The following is a 16,339-nucleotide window of genomic DNA, read 5'->3' on the forward strand; positions in this document are numbered from 1 at the left end:
GCACCGTGGTGACCTACGCCCACCGGCAAGCCGTACATCACCACACAACACCGCCCAACCCGCACCGTGGTGACCTACGCCCACCGGCAAGCCGTACATCACCACGCGGTTTTGGGGGGGTGACAGCGGGCCGCAAGCGCGCGGCAAGCGGGGCGGGGCATGGTCGGCACATGAGAGACGACATCGCGAAACTCGGGACCGTGCTCGGGGTCTGGGCGCATCCCGACGACGAGGCCTACCTGTCCGGCGGGCTGATGGCACTGGCCCGGGACGCCGGCTCGCGGGTGGCCTGTGTGACCGCGACCCGTGGCGAGCACGGCACCGGCGACCCGGAGCGCTGGCCGCCCGACCGGCTCGCCGCCCGCCGCACCGTCGAACTCGACGACTGCCTGCGCGTACTCGGGGTCGAGGAGCATCACTGGCTCGGGTACGCCGACGGCGGCTGCGCCGAAGTTCCGGCAGCCGAGGCCGTCGCGCGCCTCTGCGACCTGATCGACGGCATCCGGCCGGACACGGTCGTCACGTTCGGGCCGGACGGCAACACCGGGCACCCCGACCATCGTGCGGTGGGCCGCTGGACGGCCGCAGCCGTCGACCGGGCCGCGCCCGCGGGGACCCGGCTGCTGCAGGCCGCCGTCACCGACGACTGGGCCGAACGCTGGCGCCCGCTCAACGACCGCTTCGACGTGTTCCTGCCGGGCTTCCCGGTGACCTGCCCGGAACCGGCCCTGGCGCTGCACCTTCAACTGACCGGTGAGCTGCTGGAACGCAAGGTCCGCGCGCTGGCCGCGCAGGCCACGCAGACCGAGGCGCTGATCGCCGCGATGGGTGCCGACTATCCGGCCTGGGTCGCCGACGAGGCGTTCGTCGAGGCCGTTCCGGCCGTTCCTCCGCCGTGCGACCGCTGCTGGTGGGATCTGTCCGAGGCACGCTGGCACTGCGCGGGACCGGTGGAAGCGATTATGGTTGGCCGATGACACGACCCCGCACGGTCGTTCTCAACGGCGATCTCGGCAGCGGCAAATCCACCGTCTCGGTTCTGCTCGCGCGGCGGCTGGGGCTGCGCCGGGTCAGCATCGGTGACCTCTACCGGCAGATGGCGGCCGACCATCAGATGACGGCCCTGCAGCTCAACCTGCACGCCGAGCTCGACGACAAGGTCGACCACTACATCGACACGCTGCAGCACGACATGGCGGCCGCCGGTGAGGAGCTGGTCGTCGACAGCCGGCTGGCCTGGCACTTCTTCACCGGGGCGCTGAAGGTGCACCTGATCACCGACCCGGTGGTGGCGGCCCGCCGGGTGCTCGGCCGGCCGGGCGACGCGGTGGAGAACTACCGCGACCTCGACGAGTCCCGCCGCCGGCTGACCGACCGCAGCGAGAGCGAAAGACGCAGATTCCTCATCCGGTACGGCGTGGACAAGACCCGCCTGCGCAACTACGACCTGGTCTGCGACACCACCCGCGCGGCTCCGGAGGAGGTCGTCGAGCGGATCGTGGACATGCTCGGCGAAACACCCGGCGACCGTCCGGTGTGCCACCTCGATCCGCAACGGATACAGCGGGAGCCGGACACCGGGGCGGACGGTGAGATCACGGTCCGTCACCTGGGGCCGGACTTCGCGGCGGTGAGCGGCAGCCGTCGTCTCGACGCCTCGGTCCGGGCCGGTGAACGGCTCACCCGGATGGTGCTGGCCGATGACCACCGCTCCGGCGGGACCGCTTCACCCGTACCGTAGGAGGGGTGCCGCCAGGCGTCGGTAATAGGGGCTGGATCGCAGCAGCTCATCGTGGGTGCCCGAGCCGGTGACCAGCCCGCCGTCGACCACGAGCACGCGCTCCGCGGATCGCACGGTGGAGAACCGGTGCGCGATGATCATCAGTGCGCAGACCGCCGAGATCTCGTGCAGCGTCGCGGCCAGGACGTTCTCGCTGTCCGGGTCGAGATGGGCGGTCGGCTCGTCGAGCAGGATGAGATCCGGGCGGGCCAGCAGGCAGCGGGCGATGGCGACGCGCTGACGCTGGCCTCCGGACAGGTGCCGCCCGTGCTCACCGACGGGTGTGTCGAGTCCCGACGGGAGCCCGGCGACCACCGGGAGCAGACCGGTCATGGCCAGCACCCGGCGCAGTTCGCGGCTTGTGACCGGCCCGGCGCCGTACAGCAGGTTGTCCCGCAGCGTGCCGGCGAGCAGCGGGGAGTCCTGCTCGACCAGACCGATCGAGGCACGATATCGGGCGTACGGAAGGAATCGCGCATCCCGGCCGTGCAGCAGCACCGACCCGCGATCCGGATCGTAGAACCGCTCCGCCAGCGCGAAGATCGTCGACTTGCCGGCGCCGGACGGCCCGACCAGCGCGACCTGGCCACGGGACGGCACCGTGAAGCCGATCCCGCGCAGCACCGGGCGGCCCGGCCGATAGCCGAACCAGACGTCGCGGAACTCCAGCACGGGCGCCACCCGGCGAGCCGCGCCGCGGACCGTGGCGACCGCGACCGTTCTGTCCCGTTCCACCGGCAGGGCCAGCACCTCGTTGATCCGGTGCAGCGCCCCGGAACCCTGCTGGACCGCGCCGACCGCCTGGAAGATCTCGTAGACGGGTGCCGCCAGATACGTCATGGCCAGCGTGAACGCGACCAGTTCGCCGAGCGTCATGGCCCCGGACGCCACCCGGCTCGCACCCGTGAGCAGAACGGTCAGGAAGGCGCCGCTGACTGCCAGGTCGTTGGCCGGTCCGCTGAGCGCCACCATCCCGGCCATCCGCAGGTTCGCCAGGTAGACGCGCCCGGCCGAAGTGTCCAGCCGCTCAGCCTCGAGCCCTTCGGTACGGCAGGCGCGCACCAGCCGGATGCCGCCGAGGACCCGTTCCAGGTCGGCGACCAGTGCCCCCTCGGCCGCGCTCGCGGTCCGCGAGGCGAGACGTACCCGCCGGACCACCGCGAGCAGGGCGCCGAACGAGCCGCCGAACAGCACCACCACGGCGGCCAGCAGCCACGGATCCAGCCAGGCCAGCAACCCGATCGCCGCGGCCAGTCCGACCACACCGGCCAGCCCGGTGCCGAGGCTCTGCGCGATCAACGTCTTCACCACGGCCGTGTCACCGCAGGCGCGGGCGATCAGGTCCCCGATCCGGCCGTCGTCGAGGACCGACAGGCGCACCCGCAGCAGGTGCCCGGCGACGGTGCGGCGCAGATCACGCGTCATCGTCTCGCCGGTCTGCGCCTGGAGGTACCGGGCCAGCGCCAGCGCCGACGCCTGCGCGGCGAACAGACCGGTCAGCGCACCGATCACCGGCCACGGCAGGGAACCCGCGGCGGCGCCGTCGACGGCCACACGGGCCAGCAGGGGCTGGGTCAGGGCGAGCAATGAGCCGAGGAGGCTGAGCGCCGCCGCTCCGAGGATCGACCGGCGGTATCCGCGGGCCAGCCGGCTCAGGTCCCGCCACCGGGCCAGATCGGCCATGACGCCCCCTCTCACCAGGAGATCCCGACGTTAGGCAGGCATTTCGGACGGCAGCAACGAGCCGGGAGGGATGCCAGCGCGGCAAGAGGGTGGCCGGTCGTCCTTTCGTAGGATCCGGTGATGCGCCTGCTCACCTCGCTGCACTCCGCCGACGACCGGCCCGGGGCGGTGGTCGCGCTGGACGGGGCGCTGTCCCGTCACGAACTGCTCGCCCGCGCCGGCGGCGTGGCCGCCCGGCTGCGGGGCCTTCCGATCGTGGCGGTGGACGCCGTTCCATCGCTGTCGACGATCGTCACGGTGACCGGGGCGCTGCTGGCCGGGGTGCCGATCGTGCCGATCCCGCCGGACGCCGGCGTCCTCGAACGCGAGCACATCCTGCGCGACTCCGGAGCGACGGTGCTGCCGGACCTGCCACCGCCGGCGGGTGACGTCCCCGCGGAGCCGTCGGCGAATGCCGCCGCTCTCGTCCTCTACACCAGCGGGACCACGGGCGCGCCCAAGGGCGTGGTCATCTCCCGGGCCGCGATCGCCGCCGACCTGGACGCCCTCGCCGGGGCCTGGCAGTGGACCGCCGACGACACCCTGGTGCACGGCCTGCCGCTCTATCACGTGCACGGCCTGGTCCTCGGCGTCCTCGGGCCGCTGCGGATCGGCTCCAGGTTGATCCACACCGGAAGACCGACCCCGCGGGCGTACGCCGAAAGCCGCGGAAGCATGTACTTCGGCGTACCCACCGTCTGGTCGCGGATCGCCGCCGACCCGTCCGCCGCCCGCGCCCTCGCCCCGGCCCGGCTGCTCGTCTCCGGCAGCGCCCCGCTCCCGGTCCCGGTCTTCGACGACCTCGCCACGCTCACCGGGCAGTCCCCGGTCGAGCGGTACGGCATGACCGAGACGCTGATCACGGTCAGCGCCCGCTCCGACGGCGAACGCCGCCCCGGACACGTCGGCCTGCCCCTGCCGGGCATCGGGACCCGGCTCGTCGACGAGACCGGCGCGCCGCTGCCCAACGACGGCCGGACGATCGGCCACCTGCAGGTGCAGGGACCCACCCTGCTCGACGGCTATCTGCGCGACGGCGGGGTACGCCCACCCGACCTCGCCGACGGCTGGTATCCGACCGGTGACGTGGCCACCATCGGCCCGGACGGCTGGCACCGCATCGTCGGGCGCGCCTCCACCGACCTGATCAAGTCGGGCGGCTACCGGGTCGGCGCCGGCGAGGTCGAGGACGCGCTGCTGCTGCACCCGGCCGTACGGGAGGCCGCCGTGGTCGGCGTCCCGCACCCGGACCTGGGCGAACAGATCACCGCCTTCGTGGTCGCCGAGCCGGTCGGCGCGGCCGAGCTGATCGACTTCGTGGCAGCCCGGCTCGCGGCGCACAAGCGCCCCCGGGTGGTGCACCTGGTCGGCAGCCTGCCCCGCAACGCCATGGGCAAGGTGCAGAAGAGTTTGCTCACGACCGAATGACTCAAGCGGCACCCCCATGGTGCCGATCGAAGGGCTCGTGACGAGACCATCCCTCCGCCCGGCCACCGCCGTGCTCGCCCTGACGGCGGTCTGGCTGCTGGTGGCCGTCGCGTTCGGCGTCGCCGGCGTGCTGATGCCGGTGCCGGCGTGGTTGTTGTGGCCGTCCGCCATCGGAGCGACCGGCACGGCGATGCTGGCCTGCCGGATCGCCGCGGCGACCGGGCAGCCGGTGATCAGTGCCTTCTGGCGGCGGATCACGGCGACGATGGTCTGGCTCTGCGTCGGATCCGTCCTGCAGCTCGGCCACCGCCTGTTCATCGCCGACACCGAGGAGCTCACACCCGCGGCCGGCGCCTGCTTCGCGGTGGCGGCCGCGTTCGGGATGATGGCCGTCGTCCGGCTGCCGCACCCGCGCCGCACCTGGCGTGCCGGAGTAGCGACCGGCCTGGACATGGCCATCGTCGTCACCGCCGCGGCCATCGTCTTCAGCCACTTCCTCTGGAGCGCCGACAACCCGGCCATCGGTGGCGGCGCTGCGACCGCGGCGTTCCTCATGATCGTGATGATCGCCGGCTCCGCGGCGGTGGCCGCGGTCATCAAGGCCGGTGTCACCGGCGCCGGGCCGGTACTCGCCCCCGCGCTGTGGACGCTGACGCCGATCGGGCTGCTCTCTCCCGCTGCCTGGATCCTGACCCCGGTCCTGGCACCCTGGCCGCATCTGGACCCTTCGGTGGCATCCCTGCCGGTGGCCTCTCTCCTCGTCTCGGCCGCCGCGTGGGTGCAGGCCCGGACGAACACCTCCGGCCGTGCCGCGGCGGCGCAGCCCACGATCGTCCGGCGTCACGGCGCGTGGCGCAGTATCAGCGTGGTCCCGTACCTCGCCGTCGCCGCGGTAGCCACGATGCTGACCGTCGTGACAGTGCGCAACGGGTATCTGTCCTCGGGTCTGGCCTGCGGTTCCGTAGTGCTCACCGTTCTCGTGGTGACCCGGCAGCTCCTCGCGCTGCTCGACAACGCCGTACTGCTCGACCGCCTGGACTCCCAGGCCAACCACGACGACCTCACCGGGCTCCCGAATCGCCGCCTGTTCACCTCCACGCTGGCCCGGCGGACCGCGCCGACCACGGTCGCGGTCTGCGACCTGGACGGCTTCGCGGCGCTCAACGATCAGCTCGGCGACGAGACCGGCGACGCGCTGCTGCGCGCCGCTGCGGAGCGGGTCGGCACGGTCACCGGCCGGGACGCGGTGGTGGCCCGGCTGCTCGGCGACGAGTTCGGCCTCCTCGTCCCGGGCGGCGACACCCTGCTCGCCGAGCGGTTGGTGCTCGCTTTCCGTACTCCCCTGCGGGTCGATTCCCGCGATCTGCTGGTCACCGTGACCGCCGGGGTCGCCACCGGCGCCGGCGACGAGGTGCCCGACCTGCTGCGCCGCGCCGAGGTGGCGCTGCAGGCCGCCAAGTACACCGGCGCCGACCGCAGCCGCGAGCACAGCGGCGCACTCGACGCCACCGCACAGCACCACGCCGAACTCGCCGCCGCGCTGCGCCGCGGTCTGGAACTCGGCGAGTTCCGCCTGCTCTACCAGCCGATCGTGGAGCTGCCCAGCGGCGCCGTCACCGGGGTCGAGGCGCTGGTCCGCTGGCAGCCCACCGACAAGCCGATCGTCTCGCCGGCCGAGTTCATCCCGGTCGCCGAGCACAGCGGCCTGATCATCGACCTGGGCGCGTGGATCCTCGACCAGGCCTGCGCCGACGCGGCCGCCTGGCAGCGCGGCCACGGCCCGTCCGGTCCGCGGGTCAACATCAACGTCTCGGCGCGGCAGCTGCTCGACCCGGACCTTCCCGGCCTGGTCGCCAGCGCCCTGCACCGGCACGGGCTCGACCCGGACCGGATCACCATCGAGATAACCGAGACCGCGGTCTTCGCCGGTGGCGCGGCCCTCGAGACGGTACGGGAACTCCGCGAGCTCGGCGTGGGTCTGGCGCTCGACGACTTCGGCACCGGGCACAGCTCGCTGACTCTGCTGCGGACCTGCCCGGTCACCACGCTCAAGGTCGACAAGTCGTTCATCGACGACCTCAACGGCACCGCCGAGCAGGAGGCGATCGCCTCGTCGCTGAGCACGATCGCCAGCACGCTCGGTCTGCGCGCGGTCGCCGAGGGTGTCGAGACGCGCGATCAGGCGGACCGGCTGCACGCGCTCGGCTACCGCTACGCCCAGGGCTACTACTTCGCCCGGCCGGTCCCGGCCGCCGACATCGCGGCGCTGCTGGCCGACCCGGTACCGGTGCCGTGAAAACCCATGCCGAATCTCAACACCACCGATACAAAGGATCGATATAGTCCCCGCCCGTGCGCCCCCTTTTCGCAGCCAGCGACATGCACGGCCATCGCGCCGAGTTCCGCGCCGCCCTCCGTGACAGCGGCCTCGTCGACGCGGCCGGAGACTGGTCCGGCGCCGACGCCCGGCTGTGGGTGCTCGGCGACTACTTCGACCGCGGCCCGGACGGGATCGGCGTCGTCGACGACATCCGCCGGCTCACCGTGCAGGCGGCGGCCGCCGGCGGTGAGGTGGGCGCGCTGCTCGGCAATCACGAGGCCCATCTGGTGGCGGCACACCGGTTCGGCGTCGCACCGATCCCCGGATGGTCGGCCCGCACCGACGGCTACTACGGCGCCTGGCTGACCCTGGGCGGCCGCCAGGACGACATGCGCCGCCTGACCGGCGAGCACCTCGCCTGGCTGGAGGCCCTGCCGGCGATGGCGCTGATCGACGGGCACCTGCTGATGCACTGCGACAGCACCCGTTATCTGGAGTTCGGCGACACCGTCGAGGCCGTCAACAAGGCGGTCGCCGGTCATCTCGCCGGACACGACCCGGGCGAGTGGCTCACCTTCTGCTCGCGGGTCAGCGGGCGCGGCGAGCTGCATTCGCCGGAGGCCGCCGGGTTCCTTCTCTCCGCCTTCGGCGGCTCGCTCATCGTCCATGGCCACAGCACGTTGATCAGCTCGTTCGGCCTCAGCCGGGAGCAGGCACGCAGGCCCCATCGGTACGGCGGAGGCCGTGTCCTGGCGATCGACGGCGGCGTCTTCGAGGGCGGCGTCGTGCTCGTCACCCGTCTGATCTGAGGACGGTCCCTCTCCCCAGGGGTTGCGACCGTACGGTACCGTTCTGCCGCGCCGGCTCACAGGCACCTTCTTCGATGCCGGTATGTCCGATAACAGCGGAACGGGGCAGCGAGTGAAGAGACGTTTGGGTGTGATGGCCTCCGCCGTCGCGGTGGTCCTGAGTGGCTGCACGTCGGACTCCGGCACGGTCGATACGCCAGAGCTCGAGGCCAGGGGGACCGTGCTCACCACCGTGCAGCCGACCCGGCAGGACCTGACCAACCAGATCAGCCTGAGCGGCAAGGTCACCATCAACCCGGTGTTCGGGATCGTGGCCCCGGTCGCCGGCGAGCTCCGGTTCACCACCCGGCAGCCGACCACCGTGGCGGTCAGCCGCGACACGTGGGTGGCGTCGGTCTGGAACGACGGGGCCCCGCGCAAGGTCTTCGTGCCGGAGGGCGCCATGATGGCCGGCCGGCTCATGGCCGACCGCTCCGAGGTGTCCAAGGGCATGCCGATCGTGTCGGCCAAGCATGTCGGTTACGGCATCACGGCCGAGATCGACAGCGCGCAGGCGTACCGGATCTCCGGCGCGGTCAAGTCGATCAAGGCGCAGATCAAGAACGGTCCGGGACCGTTCGAGTGCGAGCCGGTCGGCACCATCGCTGCCCTGCCCGCCGGGACGTTCCCCGAGCCCGAACCCGAGAAGACCACGGCGCCGGCCGCCGGCCCGTCCGGCGCACCGGCCCCCATCGAGAACAAGGACCCGGCGGCGTCCGCCCCCGAGGGCTCCGAACCCACCGGGCTGCGGATCGTCTGCGTCGCCCCGGCCAAGGTACGGCTGATCAACGGCTCGGACGTGACGCTCGACGTCATCACCGGCCGGGTCGAGGACGCGCTGGTGCTGCCGGTCGAGGCGGTCGCCGGCCTGCAGGGCAAGGGCAAGGTCGACCTGGTCGACGAGAACAAGCAGCGCACCACCATCGACGTCGAGCTGGGCATCTCCGACGGCAAGGTCGTCGAGATCAAAAAGGGCCTGACCGGCGGCGAGACCGTCGCGGTGCCCGGCCCCAACCTGCCCGCCCCCGACCCGGCCGAGGTGACCGGGTGACGGCTCTGATCCAGCTCTCCGGGATCACCAAGGTCCTCAAAGGCCAGGAGGAGCCCCGCACCATCCTCGACGGCGTCAATCTCGACGTGCACGCCGGAGAGAGCGTCGCCATCGTCGGACGGTCCGGCTCCGGCAAGAGCACCCTGCTCAGCGTGCTCGGCCTGTTCGACCGCGCCGACCAGGGCAGCTACATCCTGACCGGCGACGACATCAGCCGGCTGCCGGAACGCAAGGCCGCCAAGCTGCGCAGCTCGCACTTCGGTTTCGTGTTCCAGCGGTTCTTCCTGCTCAAGCACCTGACCGCGGCACAGAACGTGGCGATGGCCCTGGTCAACGGACAGGGCTGGCTGCCCCGGCGGCAACGTAAGGTCAAGGTGATGGCGGCGCTCGAGGAGGTCGGCATCGCCCATCTGGCGAAGAACCGGCCGTCCCGGATGTCCGGCGGTGAGCAGCAGCGGGTGGCGATCGCCCGGGCGCTGGTCCGCGAGCCGCGCATCCTGCTGGCCGACGAGCCGACCGGCGCCCTCGACACCGAGACCGGCGCCCTCGTGATCGACGCCCTGCAGGCGGTCACGGCACGTGGTTGTGCCCTGATCCTGGTCACGCACGACCGCGACCACGCGGCCCGGATGGGCCGGATCATGCACCTCGAAGCGGGCGTGCTCACCGAGCGGACCGGAGCCACCGCATGAGGCGCCTCTCCGGCCGCGGACGGTCGGCACTGATCATCGGGCTGCAGGGCATCCGAGCCCGTAAGACACGCACCCTGCTGTCGATGGTGAGCCTCTTCCTCGGCGTGCTCGCCGTCGTGGTGGTGCAGGCCGGCGCCAGCATCGCCGAGCGCGCGCTGCTCTCCGACATGGAGCTGTACGAGGGCGTCGACGGCACCGTGGTGATGGACATGGGCGGCACGTCACCGCGGCTGGGCACCATTGTCACGAGCACGGTCGCCGGACGCTCCGACGCGGTCGCCATGACGAGCATGCAGGCGATCATCGGTGAACCCGGGGTGCGGGCGGTCAATGAGGGCGGCGCCCCGTTCGACGGTTCCTGGGGCGATCCGGGCCCGCCGATGGAGTGCGACGAGACCGGCTGCCGCGAGTTGCCGGCCGCGGAGATCCAACCCAAGGGCCAGGCCATTGAGGTACGCCTGACAGCGCTGACCGGCAATGTGCGGCAGTTCCGGCCGTACCGCCCGCAGTCGGGTCAATGGCTCGACTTCTCCACGATGCCGTCGCTCGGCCCGCGGCTGGTGCTCAACAAGGAGGCCGCGAAGGGCTTCGCGCAGTACAGCGTGCCCGCCGAGATGCGTGTGCCCGGCGCGTCGGCCAACATGACCCCGCACTTCGTGGGCGTTGTCGACGACGGTGACCAGCAGCCGCGCGCCTACGTGCGGCTGGACGAGCTGAGCCACTGGGTGCCGGAGGGTAAGCTCGTCGACCCGAACATGGGCGAGGTCCGGGTCCTGATGGTCGCCGGTACCCCGGTCGAGCAGGTCCTGTCCACCAAGCTCAAGGCGGTCGGGGTCGAGCCGATGGTTCGTACCGTCAACTCCAAGAAGGACATGGCCGACCAGCTGTCGCTGATGCGGCTGGTGTTCCTGGCGATGGCCGGGCTGGTGCTGCTGATCGGCGTGGCCGGCATCCTCAACGTCGGCCTCGCCACGGTCGGCGAGCGGGTCGAGGAGTTCGCGCTGCGCCGGGCGGTCGGCACGCCCCGTGCCCTGCTGGCCGGCATCGTCCTGGCCGAGACCCTGATCACCGGCCTGCTGACGGCCGCCCTGGCGATCGGGGCGAGCGCGCTGGCACTGAAGGCGGTGATCGCCTTCGCCGGCTCGTCGCAGCCGTTCCTGCAGGGCATGCAGTTCCCGTGGGAGGCCGGGGTGGCCGGCGTGATCGCCGGTCTGGTCGCGGGCGTGCTGGGCGGGTTCATCCCGGCCATCCGTGCGGCCGGTATCCCGATCGCCACCGTGATGCGCGCCTGACACTCGTTCCCGGCATCGGCTTTATGGTCGCCGATGCCGGGATCACCCGATAAATCAGCACTTAGCAGCCTGAGACAATTAAGGCCGACAATTCAATAAGTGGGGTAGAGCGGCGATCACCTCGTTGTTATCGTCAACATCCGTTCCGGGAATTGATCATTCGATTCGCAGATGACGGGGGCTCCTCCATGCGAAGACGTTCTTTCGTGACCTTGAGCGCGGCAGGCGTGTGCTCGGTCCTGGCCGGCTGCGGCCGGGACAAGGACGGCTTCAACATGCGCGACGCGCCCAGGGGGCCGATCATCCTGGGCTTCTCCCAGGTCGGCGCGGAGGGCGGCTGGCGCAAGGCGAACACGGCCTCGATCAAGAAGGCCGCCGAACGCAACCGGATCGACCTGAACTTCAAGGACGCCGGCGGCGACCCGGAAAGACAGATCGCCGACGTCCACTCGTTCATCGACGCCAAGGTGAGCGTCATCGCCTTCGCCCCGGTGGTCGAGACCGGCTGGGGCGAAGTACTGAGGCGGGCGAGGGACGCGAAGATCCCGGTGGTGCTCACCGACCGCCTGATCGACGAGCCGGACACCTCACTCTGGGCCAGCTCGATCGGCGCCGAGTTCGCCGCCGAGGGCAACCTGGCCGCGCTCTACCTGGAGAACGACTACACCGCCGCCCAGCAGACGGTGAACGTCGTCCAGATCCTCGGGGTGGCCGGCGCGACCCCGACCAAGCAGCGGGCCGAGGGCTTCGCCGCCACCGCCGCGAAGGGTGGCCGACTCAAGATCATCGACGAGGAGACCGGCGACTGGACCAAGGACGGCGGCAAGGACGCCATGACCAAGCTGCTCCGCCGGAACAAGCGGATCGATGCGGTCTTCGCACAGAACGACGATATGGGATTAGGCGCTGTTATCGCTCTCGAAGCGGTCGGTAAGGAACCGGGAAAAGAGCCAAAAATCGTCACCGTGGACGGCACGAAGGCGGCCCTTGAGGGCCTCATCGCCGGAAAGCTGAACTACGTCGTCGAATGCAGCCCAGAAATCGGCGAGCCACTCATGGCCGTCGTGGTCGACCTGTTCCACGGCGGACGGGTGCAGAAACAGATCAGGTCCGAGAAGGCGGTCTTCGACCCGCAGAACGCAGCCGACGAGATCGCCGACCGCACTTACTAGGGCCACGCAACTTACTAGGGCCACGCAACTCACTAGGCCACGCAACTCACTGGGACACGCGCGGGCACGGCGGCCGCCAAGCCGTCTGCCCACCCCAGCCCTCCCGACCGGTCACCCGCCCCATCTCGCCCGCCCCATCCCACCGGTTCCCAGCCACTCACCCATCCCACCGCCCCGGCCCTCCTCCATGCCACCCGCCGTCCGTCTGGCGAGCCCGCCAGCCTGCCCGACCCGGTCTCCAGGTCATCCGGCCCGACGGCTGACAGACGGGATCTTGTGCCCCGTTACGGCCCCGGAGCAGTCCTGACGGCAACCGCGCACAGCATCGTCCGACTGTGGTGGATCTTGGATGCCGGCGATCACCAGGAAGAATCGCCGGAACGATGAGATGCGCACAAGATCTACCGAAGGCGCGAGTCAGCTGGCAGATCTTGTGAGGTTGTGGTCGCTGGAGCGGCGCAGCCGCACAAGATTGCCCGCCGCCACGCCGCCACGCCGCCACGCCGCCACGCCGCCTCGCCGCTTCGCCTGACGGCAGATCTAGTGAGGTTCGGGTCGCTGGAGCGGCGCAGCCGCACAAGATCGCCCGCCGCCTCGCCGCCACGCCTTCTTGACGACAGATCTAGTGAGGTTCGGGTCGAGATGGCGGCCGAACCACACAAGATCGGCCGCGCTGGTGGGCGGGGCGGCAGGGCGGGCACCTGGCCACCCTGCGCCGCGAAATTTGACAGCGACCTTCACAGATCTTGGGAGGTTGCGCCGTTCAGGCAGCCAGAACCTCCCAAGATCTGTGCCAGCGCTGACCGAGATCCGCGGGCGCGGACGCCGACGCGCGGGGCGCGGGGCGCGGGGCGCGGGGGCGCTATCCCGGCCGGCTCGAGGTGGGCCGGCCGGGGACTGGCTCGGGTCAGTCGCCGACGGCCTTGAATAGGGCTGCCACCTCGGCGGCTGACAGGTGGCGGAAACCGCCGGGACGCAGGTCGCCCAGGCGGATCGGGCCCACGGCGGTACGGATGAGGCGGGTCACCGGGTGTCCCACGGCGTCCATCATCCGCCGGACGATGTGCTTGCGACCCTCGTGCAGAACGATTTCCACCTGCGCGGTCTTGCCCATCGCGTCGACCAGGCGGAACGAGTCGACCTTGGCCGGGCCGTCCTCCAGCTCGATACCGGACTGCAGGGCGCGGCCCACGGTGCGCGGCAGCGGTCCGACGACCTCGGCCAGGTAGGTCTTGTTGATCTCGTACGACGGGTGCATCAGCTTGTGGGCCAGGCCGCCGTCGTTGGTGAACAGCAGCAGGCCCTCGGAGTCGGCGTCGAGCCGGCCGACGTGGAACAGCCGCTGCTCGAAGTTGGCGCCGAGGAAGTCGGCCAGCTCGGTGCGGCCCTTCTCGTCGTCGAGGCTGGAGACGACGCCACGCGGCTTGTTCAGTGCCACGTACACGAGCTTGGTGTTGGTGATCACCCGCTGCCCGTCGACGTGGATCTCCGCCGTGGCGGGGTCGACCTTGTCGCCGAGCTTGGCGACCCGGCCGTTGACGGTGACGCGCCGGCGGAAGATCAGATCTTCACAGGCGCGCCGGGATCCAACACCGGCCGCCGCCAGGACTTTCTGGAGGCGTTCGGCGGTGTCAGCCTGAGGCATCGAGCACTTCTTCCACATCGTCGGGCAGGAACGGAGCAATCGGCGGCAGCTGGTCGACCGAGTTGAGGCCGAGCTTCTCGAGGAACAGCGAGGTCGTCCGGTACAGGTATGCCCCGGTTTCCGGCTCGGTCCCGACCTCCTCGATGAGGCCGCGAGTGACCAGCGTACGCATGACCCCGTCACAGTTCACACCGCGGATGGCCGAGATGCGCGATCGGGTCACCGGCTGTTTGTAGGCGACCACGGCCAGTGTCTCCAGCGCTGCCTGGGTGAGCCGCACCGACTGGCCGTCGAGGACGAAACGCTCGACGTACGCCGCGTACTCCGGACGGGTGTAGAGGCGCCAGCCGCCGGCCACCCGCCGCAGGTCGATGCCGTGCCCCGCCGCGGTGTAGCGCGCCGACACGTTCTCCAGCGTTCGCGCGATGCGCTCCACCGGCTGTTCCAGAACCTGCGCGAGCTGCAGCTCACCGACCGGTTCGTCGACCACCAACATGATCGACTCCAGCGCGGCGGCGAGTTCGGCCTCATCCATCAGAACCGGTGCGGGTGTACGGGCCACGCTCTCGGCAACCGCCGGAACGTCGTCCCGCGGCCGGCGCGGCTGTGACGGCACCGTGGCCACCACAACGGGCACGGGCGCCGGCACTGTGACTTCCGGCTCGGCCTCCACGACAGGCGCGGTCTCCACGACAGGCACGGTCTGCGCGACAGGCGCGGTCTCCGCGACAGGCGCGGTCTCCGCGACAGGCCCAGCCTCCACGACAGGCGTAACGGCCGATCCCGCAAAGGCCTCACGCTCCGCGATGGCCTCAGACTCCACGAAGCGCGCAGGCTCCGCGACGGACCCAGGCTCCGCCAAGCGCCCAGACTCCGCGACGGACCCAGACTCCGCCAAGCGCCCAGACTCCGCGACGGACCCAGGCTCCGCCAAGCGCGCAGACTCCGCGACGGACCCAGGCTCCGCCAAGCGCGCAGACTCCGCGACGGGCTCACCGACCGACTCCCCTGCCGCCGCAGCGTCGGACTCCGGCCCGGACGCCGACTCCGCCGACGGCTCGGACGGAGACCCAGGCGGCGGCTCGGACAGAATCTGCGGCGCCGGCTCGGCGGCGGAGACCGCGACCTCAGCAGAAGAGACCGTGGGCTCGGCAGAAGAGGCCGCAGCCTCGGCTTCGGCCTGGTACTCGCGGTCGGGTTCCCGGCGCCGCTCCCACGGCGGCACCCATGCGGCCGCCTGTGCGGCCAGGGATTCGGGACGCTCCTCGCTGCTCACGATGTCTCCTCCACAGCCACCGGCCCGCCGGCCGGGGCCTCGTCGTCACCCGTGCCAAGATCGCTATCGGGAGCGTCCGAGTCAAGCCGCGCGGCCGGGGCATCGTCCGAACCGGTGTCGTCGTCTGCCGGTTTGCTGCCCTCGTAGTCGTCGACGTCGAGTTCGACGTCACCGTCGCCACCGATCCACCGGACGGTCAGCTCGTCGAGGGAGACCGGCTGGTCGAACTCGATCAGCCCTTCGCGGTAGAGCTCGAGCAGCGCCAGGAACCGGGCCACCACCTCGAGGGTGTTCTCGCAGTCGGCGACGAGCAGGCTGAACGTGGCGACACCGGCCCGGCGCAACCGGTCGCGCAGCAGGTTGGCGTGCTCGCGGACACTGACCCGCACCTGGTGGATGTGCGCGATCGAGACCTGCGGCGGACCGGGTTTCGGCAGGAAACTCTTGAGCGCCATCTTGAGCAGGCGCTCCGGCCCGATGCCCAGAACCAGTTCGGGAAGCGCGTCCGCGTACCGCTGCTCGAGGGTGACCATCCGCGGCCAGCGACGGGCCCCGGTGGCCTCGAGTTCCGCTATGTGCGCGGCCGCCTCCTTGAAGGCCTTGTACTGCAGGAGCCGGGCGAAGAGCAGGTCGCGGGCCTCGAGCAGCGCCAGGTCCTCCTCGTCCTCGACCTCGGCGGCGGGGAGCAGCCGGGCGGCCTTGAGGTCGAGCAGCGTCGCCGCGACGAGCAGGAACTCGCTGGTCTCGCCGAGGTCCCAGTCGTCGCCCATGGCCCTGATGTAGGCGATGAAGTCGTCGGTGACCTGATGCAGCGCGATCTCGGTGACGTCGAGTTTGTGCTTGCCGATCAGCTGCAGCAGCAGGTCGAACGGACCGGTGAAGTTCTCCAGCCGGACGGTGAATCCGCTGGCCTCGATCTCCACGCCGGCGGTCGGAACGCCGGCGTCGGCGGCCGGGGCTGCGGCGTCGGTCTCCGGTGGCGACGGGGCGGGCTCTTCAAGCACGTGCCGACCGTAGACCATGCCTGTGACGAGTTCCTCCGGGCGCACGCTCTTCCAACGTCACAATCGGCGCGGGGTTGCTCCGCGAGCGGGTTACCGGCCGGTTACATTT

The 16,339-nt window shown here is 71.0% G+C and carries 13 protein-coding genes; 9 read left to right on the forward strand and 4 right to left on the reverse strand.

The annotated features are described in order from the left end of the window. The first annotated feature begins 170 nt into the window (after window positions 1-170). Both CLV67_RS42115 and CLV67_RS42120 read left to right on the forward strand, forming a co-directional pair. The gene (locus tag CLV67_RS42115; RefSeq protein ID WP_106328997.1) at window positions 171-977 is read left to right on the forward strand and encodes a PIG-L family deacetylase; all 807 of its coding nucleotides are present in this window, start codon (window positions 171-173) and stop codon (window positions 975-977) included. After that, the gene (locus CLV67_RS42120; RefSeq protein WP_106328999.1) at window positions 974-1,741 is read left to right on the forward strand and encodes an AAA family ATPase; all 768 of its coding nucleotides are present in this window, start codon (window positions 974-976) and stop codon (window positions 1,739-1,741) included. Before CLV67_RS42115 ends, CLV67_RS42120 begins: the two co-directional genes overlap by 4 nt. Here the strand turns inward: CLV67_RS42120 and CLV67_RS42125 are convergent. After that, entirely contained in the window at window positions 1,727-3,463 is a 1,737-nt protein-coding gene (locus CLV67_RS42125) for an ABC transporter ATP-binding protein (RefSeq protein ID WP_106329001.1), read from the reverse strand. The two genes, CLV67_RS42120 and CLV67_RS42125, sit on opposite strands and share 15 nt — an antisense overlap. A 120-nt stretch (window positions 3,464-3,583) precedes the next feature. Between CLV67_RS42125 and CLV67_RS42130 the strand changes: the two genes are divergently transcribed. The 7 genes from CLV67_RS42130 to CLV67_RS42160 all read left to right on the forward strand — a co-directional run bounded on the left by CLV67_RS42130 (window position 3,584) and on the right by CLV67_RS42160 (window position 12,305). After that, complete coding sequence (locus tag CLV67_RS42130; protein WP_106329002.1) at window positions 3,584-4,930, forward strand: AMP-binding protein; 1,347 nt, start codon at window positions 3,584-3,586, stop codon at window positions 4,928-4,930. Between the two features lie 37 nt (window positions 4,931-4,967). Next, on the forward strand, window positions 4,968-7,226 hold the full coding sequence (locus CLV67_RS42135) for a putative bifunctional diguanylate cyclase/phosphodiesterase (RefSeq protein WP_239166684.1): 2,259 nt from the start codon (window positions 4,968-4,970) through the stop codon (window positions 7,224-7,226). 56 nt (window positions 7,227-7,282) lie between these two features. After that, the gene (locus tag CLV67_RS42140) at window positions 7,283-8,059 is read left to right on the forward strand and encodes a metallophosphoesterase (protein ID WP_239166683.1); all 777 of its coding nucleotides are present in this window, start codon (window positions 7,283-7,285) and stop codon (window positions 8,057-8,059) included. Between the two features lie 112 nt (window positions 8,060-8,171). After that, the gene (locus CLV67_RS42145; RefSeq protein ID WP_239166682.1) at window positions 8,172-9,149 is read left to right on the forward strand and encodes an efflux RND transporter periplasmic adaptor subunit; all 978 of its coding nucleotides are present in this window, start codon (window positions 8,172-8,174) and stop codon (window positions 9,147-9,149) included. Beyond that, window positions 9,146-9,841 carry an ABC transporter ATP-binding protein gene (locus CLV67_RS42150; protein WP_106329006.1) on the forward strand — a complete coding sequence of 232 codons (696 nt, stop codon included), beginning with the start codon at window positions 9,146-9,148 and terminating at the stop codon, window positions 9,839-9,841. Before CLV67_RS42145 ends, CLV67_RS42150 begins: the two co-directional genes overlap by 4 nt. After that, window positions 9,838-11,133 carry an ABC transporter permease gene (locus CLV67_RS42155; RefSeq protein ID WP_106329008.1) on the forward strand — a complete coding sequence of 432 codons (1,296 nt, stop codon included), beginning with the start codon at window positions 9,838-9,840 and terminating at the stop codon, window positions 11,131-11,133. Before CLV67_RS42150 ends, CLV67_RS42155 begins: the two co-directional genes overlap by 4 nt. A gap of 188 nt (window positions 11,134-11,321) precedes the next feature. Then, on the forward strand, window positions 11,322-12,305 hold the full coding sequence (locus CLV67_RS42160; RefSeq protein WP_106329010.1) for an ABC transporter substrate-binding protein: 984 nt from the start codon (window positions 11,322-11,324) through the stop codon (window positions 12,303-12,305). A gap of 907 nt (window positions 12,306-13,212) precedes the next feature. Here the strand turns inward: CLV67_RS42160 and CLV67_RS42165 are convergent. The 3 genes from CLV67_RS42165 to CLV67_RS42180 are packed head-to-tail and all read right to left on the reverse strand — an operon-like array spanning window position 13,213 to window position 16,248. After that, window positions 13,213-13,968, reverse strand: coding sequence for a pseudouridine synthase (locus tag CLV67_RS42165; protein ID WP_106329012.1), 756 nt, complete (start codon window positions 13,966-13,968; stop codon window positions 13,213-13,215). Further along, window positions 13,937-15,226, reverse strand: a complete 1,290-nt coding sequence (scpB, locus tag CLV67_RS54880; protein WP_428839498.1) for an SMC-Scp complex subunit ScpB — start codon at window positions 15,224-15,226, stop codon at window positions 13,937-13,939. The genes CLV67_RS42165 and scpB overlap by 32 nt, the downstream gene beginning before the upstream one ends. After that, complete coding sequence (locus CLV67_RS42180; protein WP_106329014.1) at window positions 15,223-16,248, reverse strand: segregation and condensation protein A; 1,026 nt, start codon at window positions 16,246-16,248, stop codon at window positions 15,223-15,225. The genes scpB and CLV67_RS42180 overlap by 4 nt, the downstream gene beginning before the upstream one ends. Window positions 16,249-16,339 lie beyond the last annotated feature (91 nt).

This window comes from Actinoplanes italicus (genome assembly GCF_003001815.1).
GTDB lineage: Bacteria > Actinomycetota > Actinomycetes > Mycobacteriales > Micromonosporaceae > Actinoplanes > Actinoplanes italicus.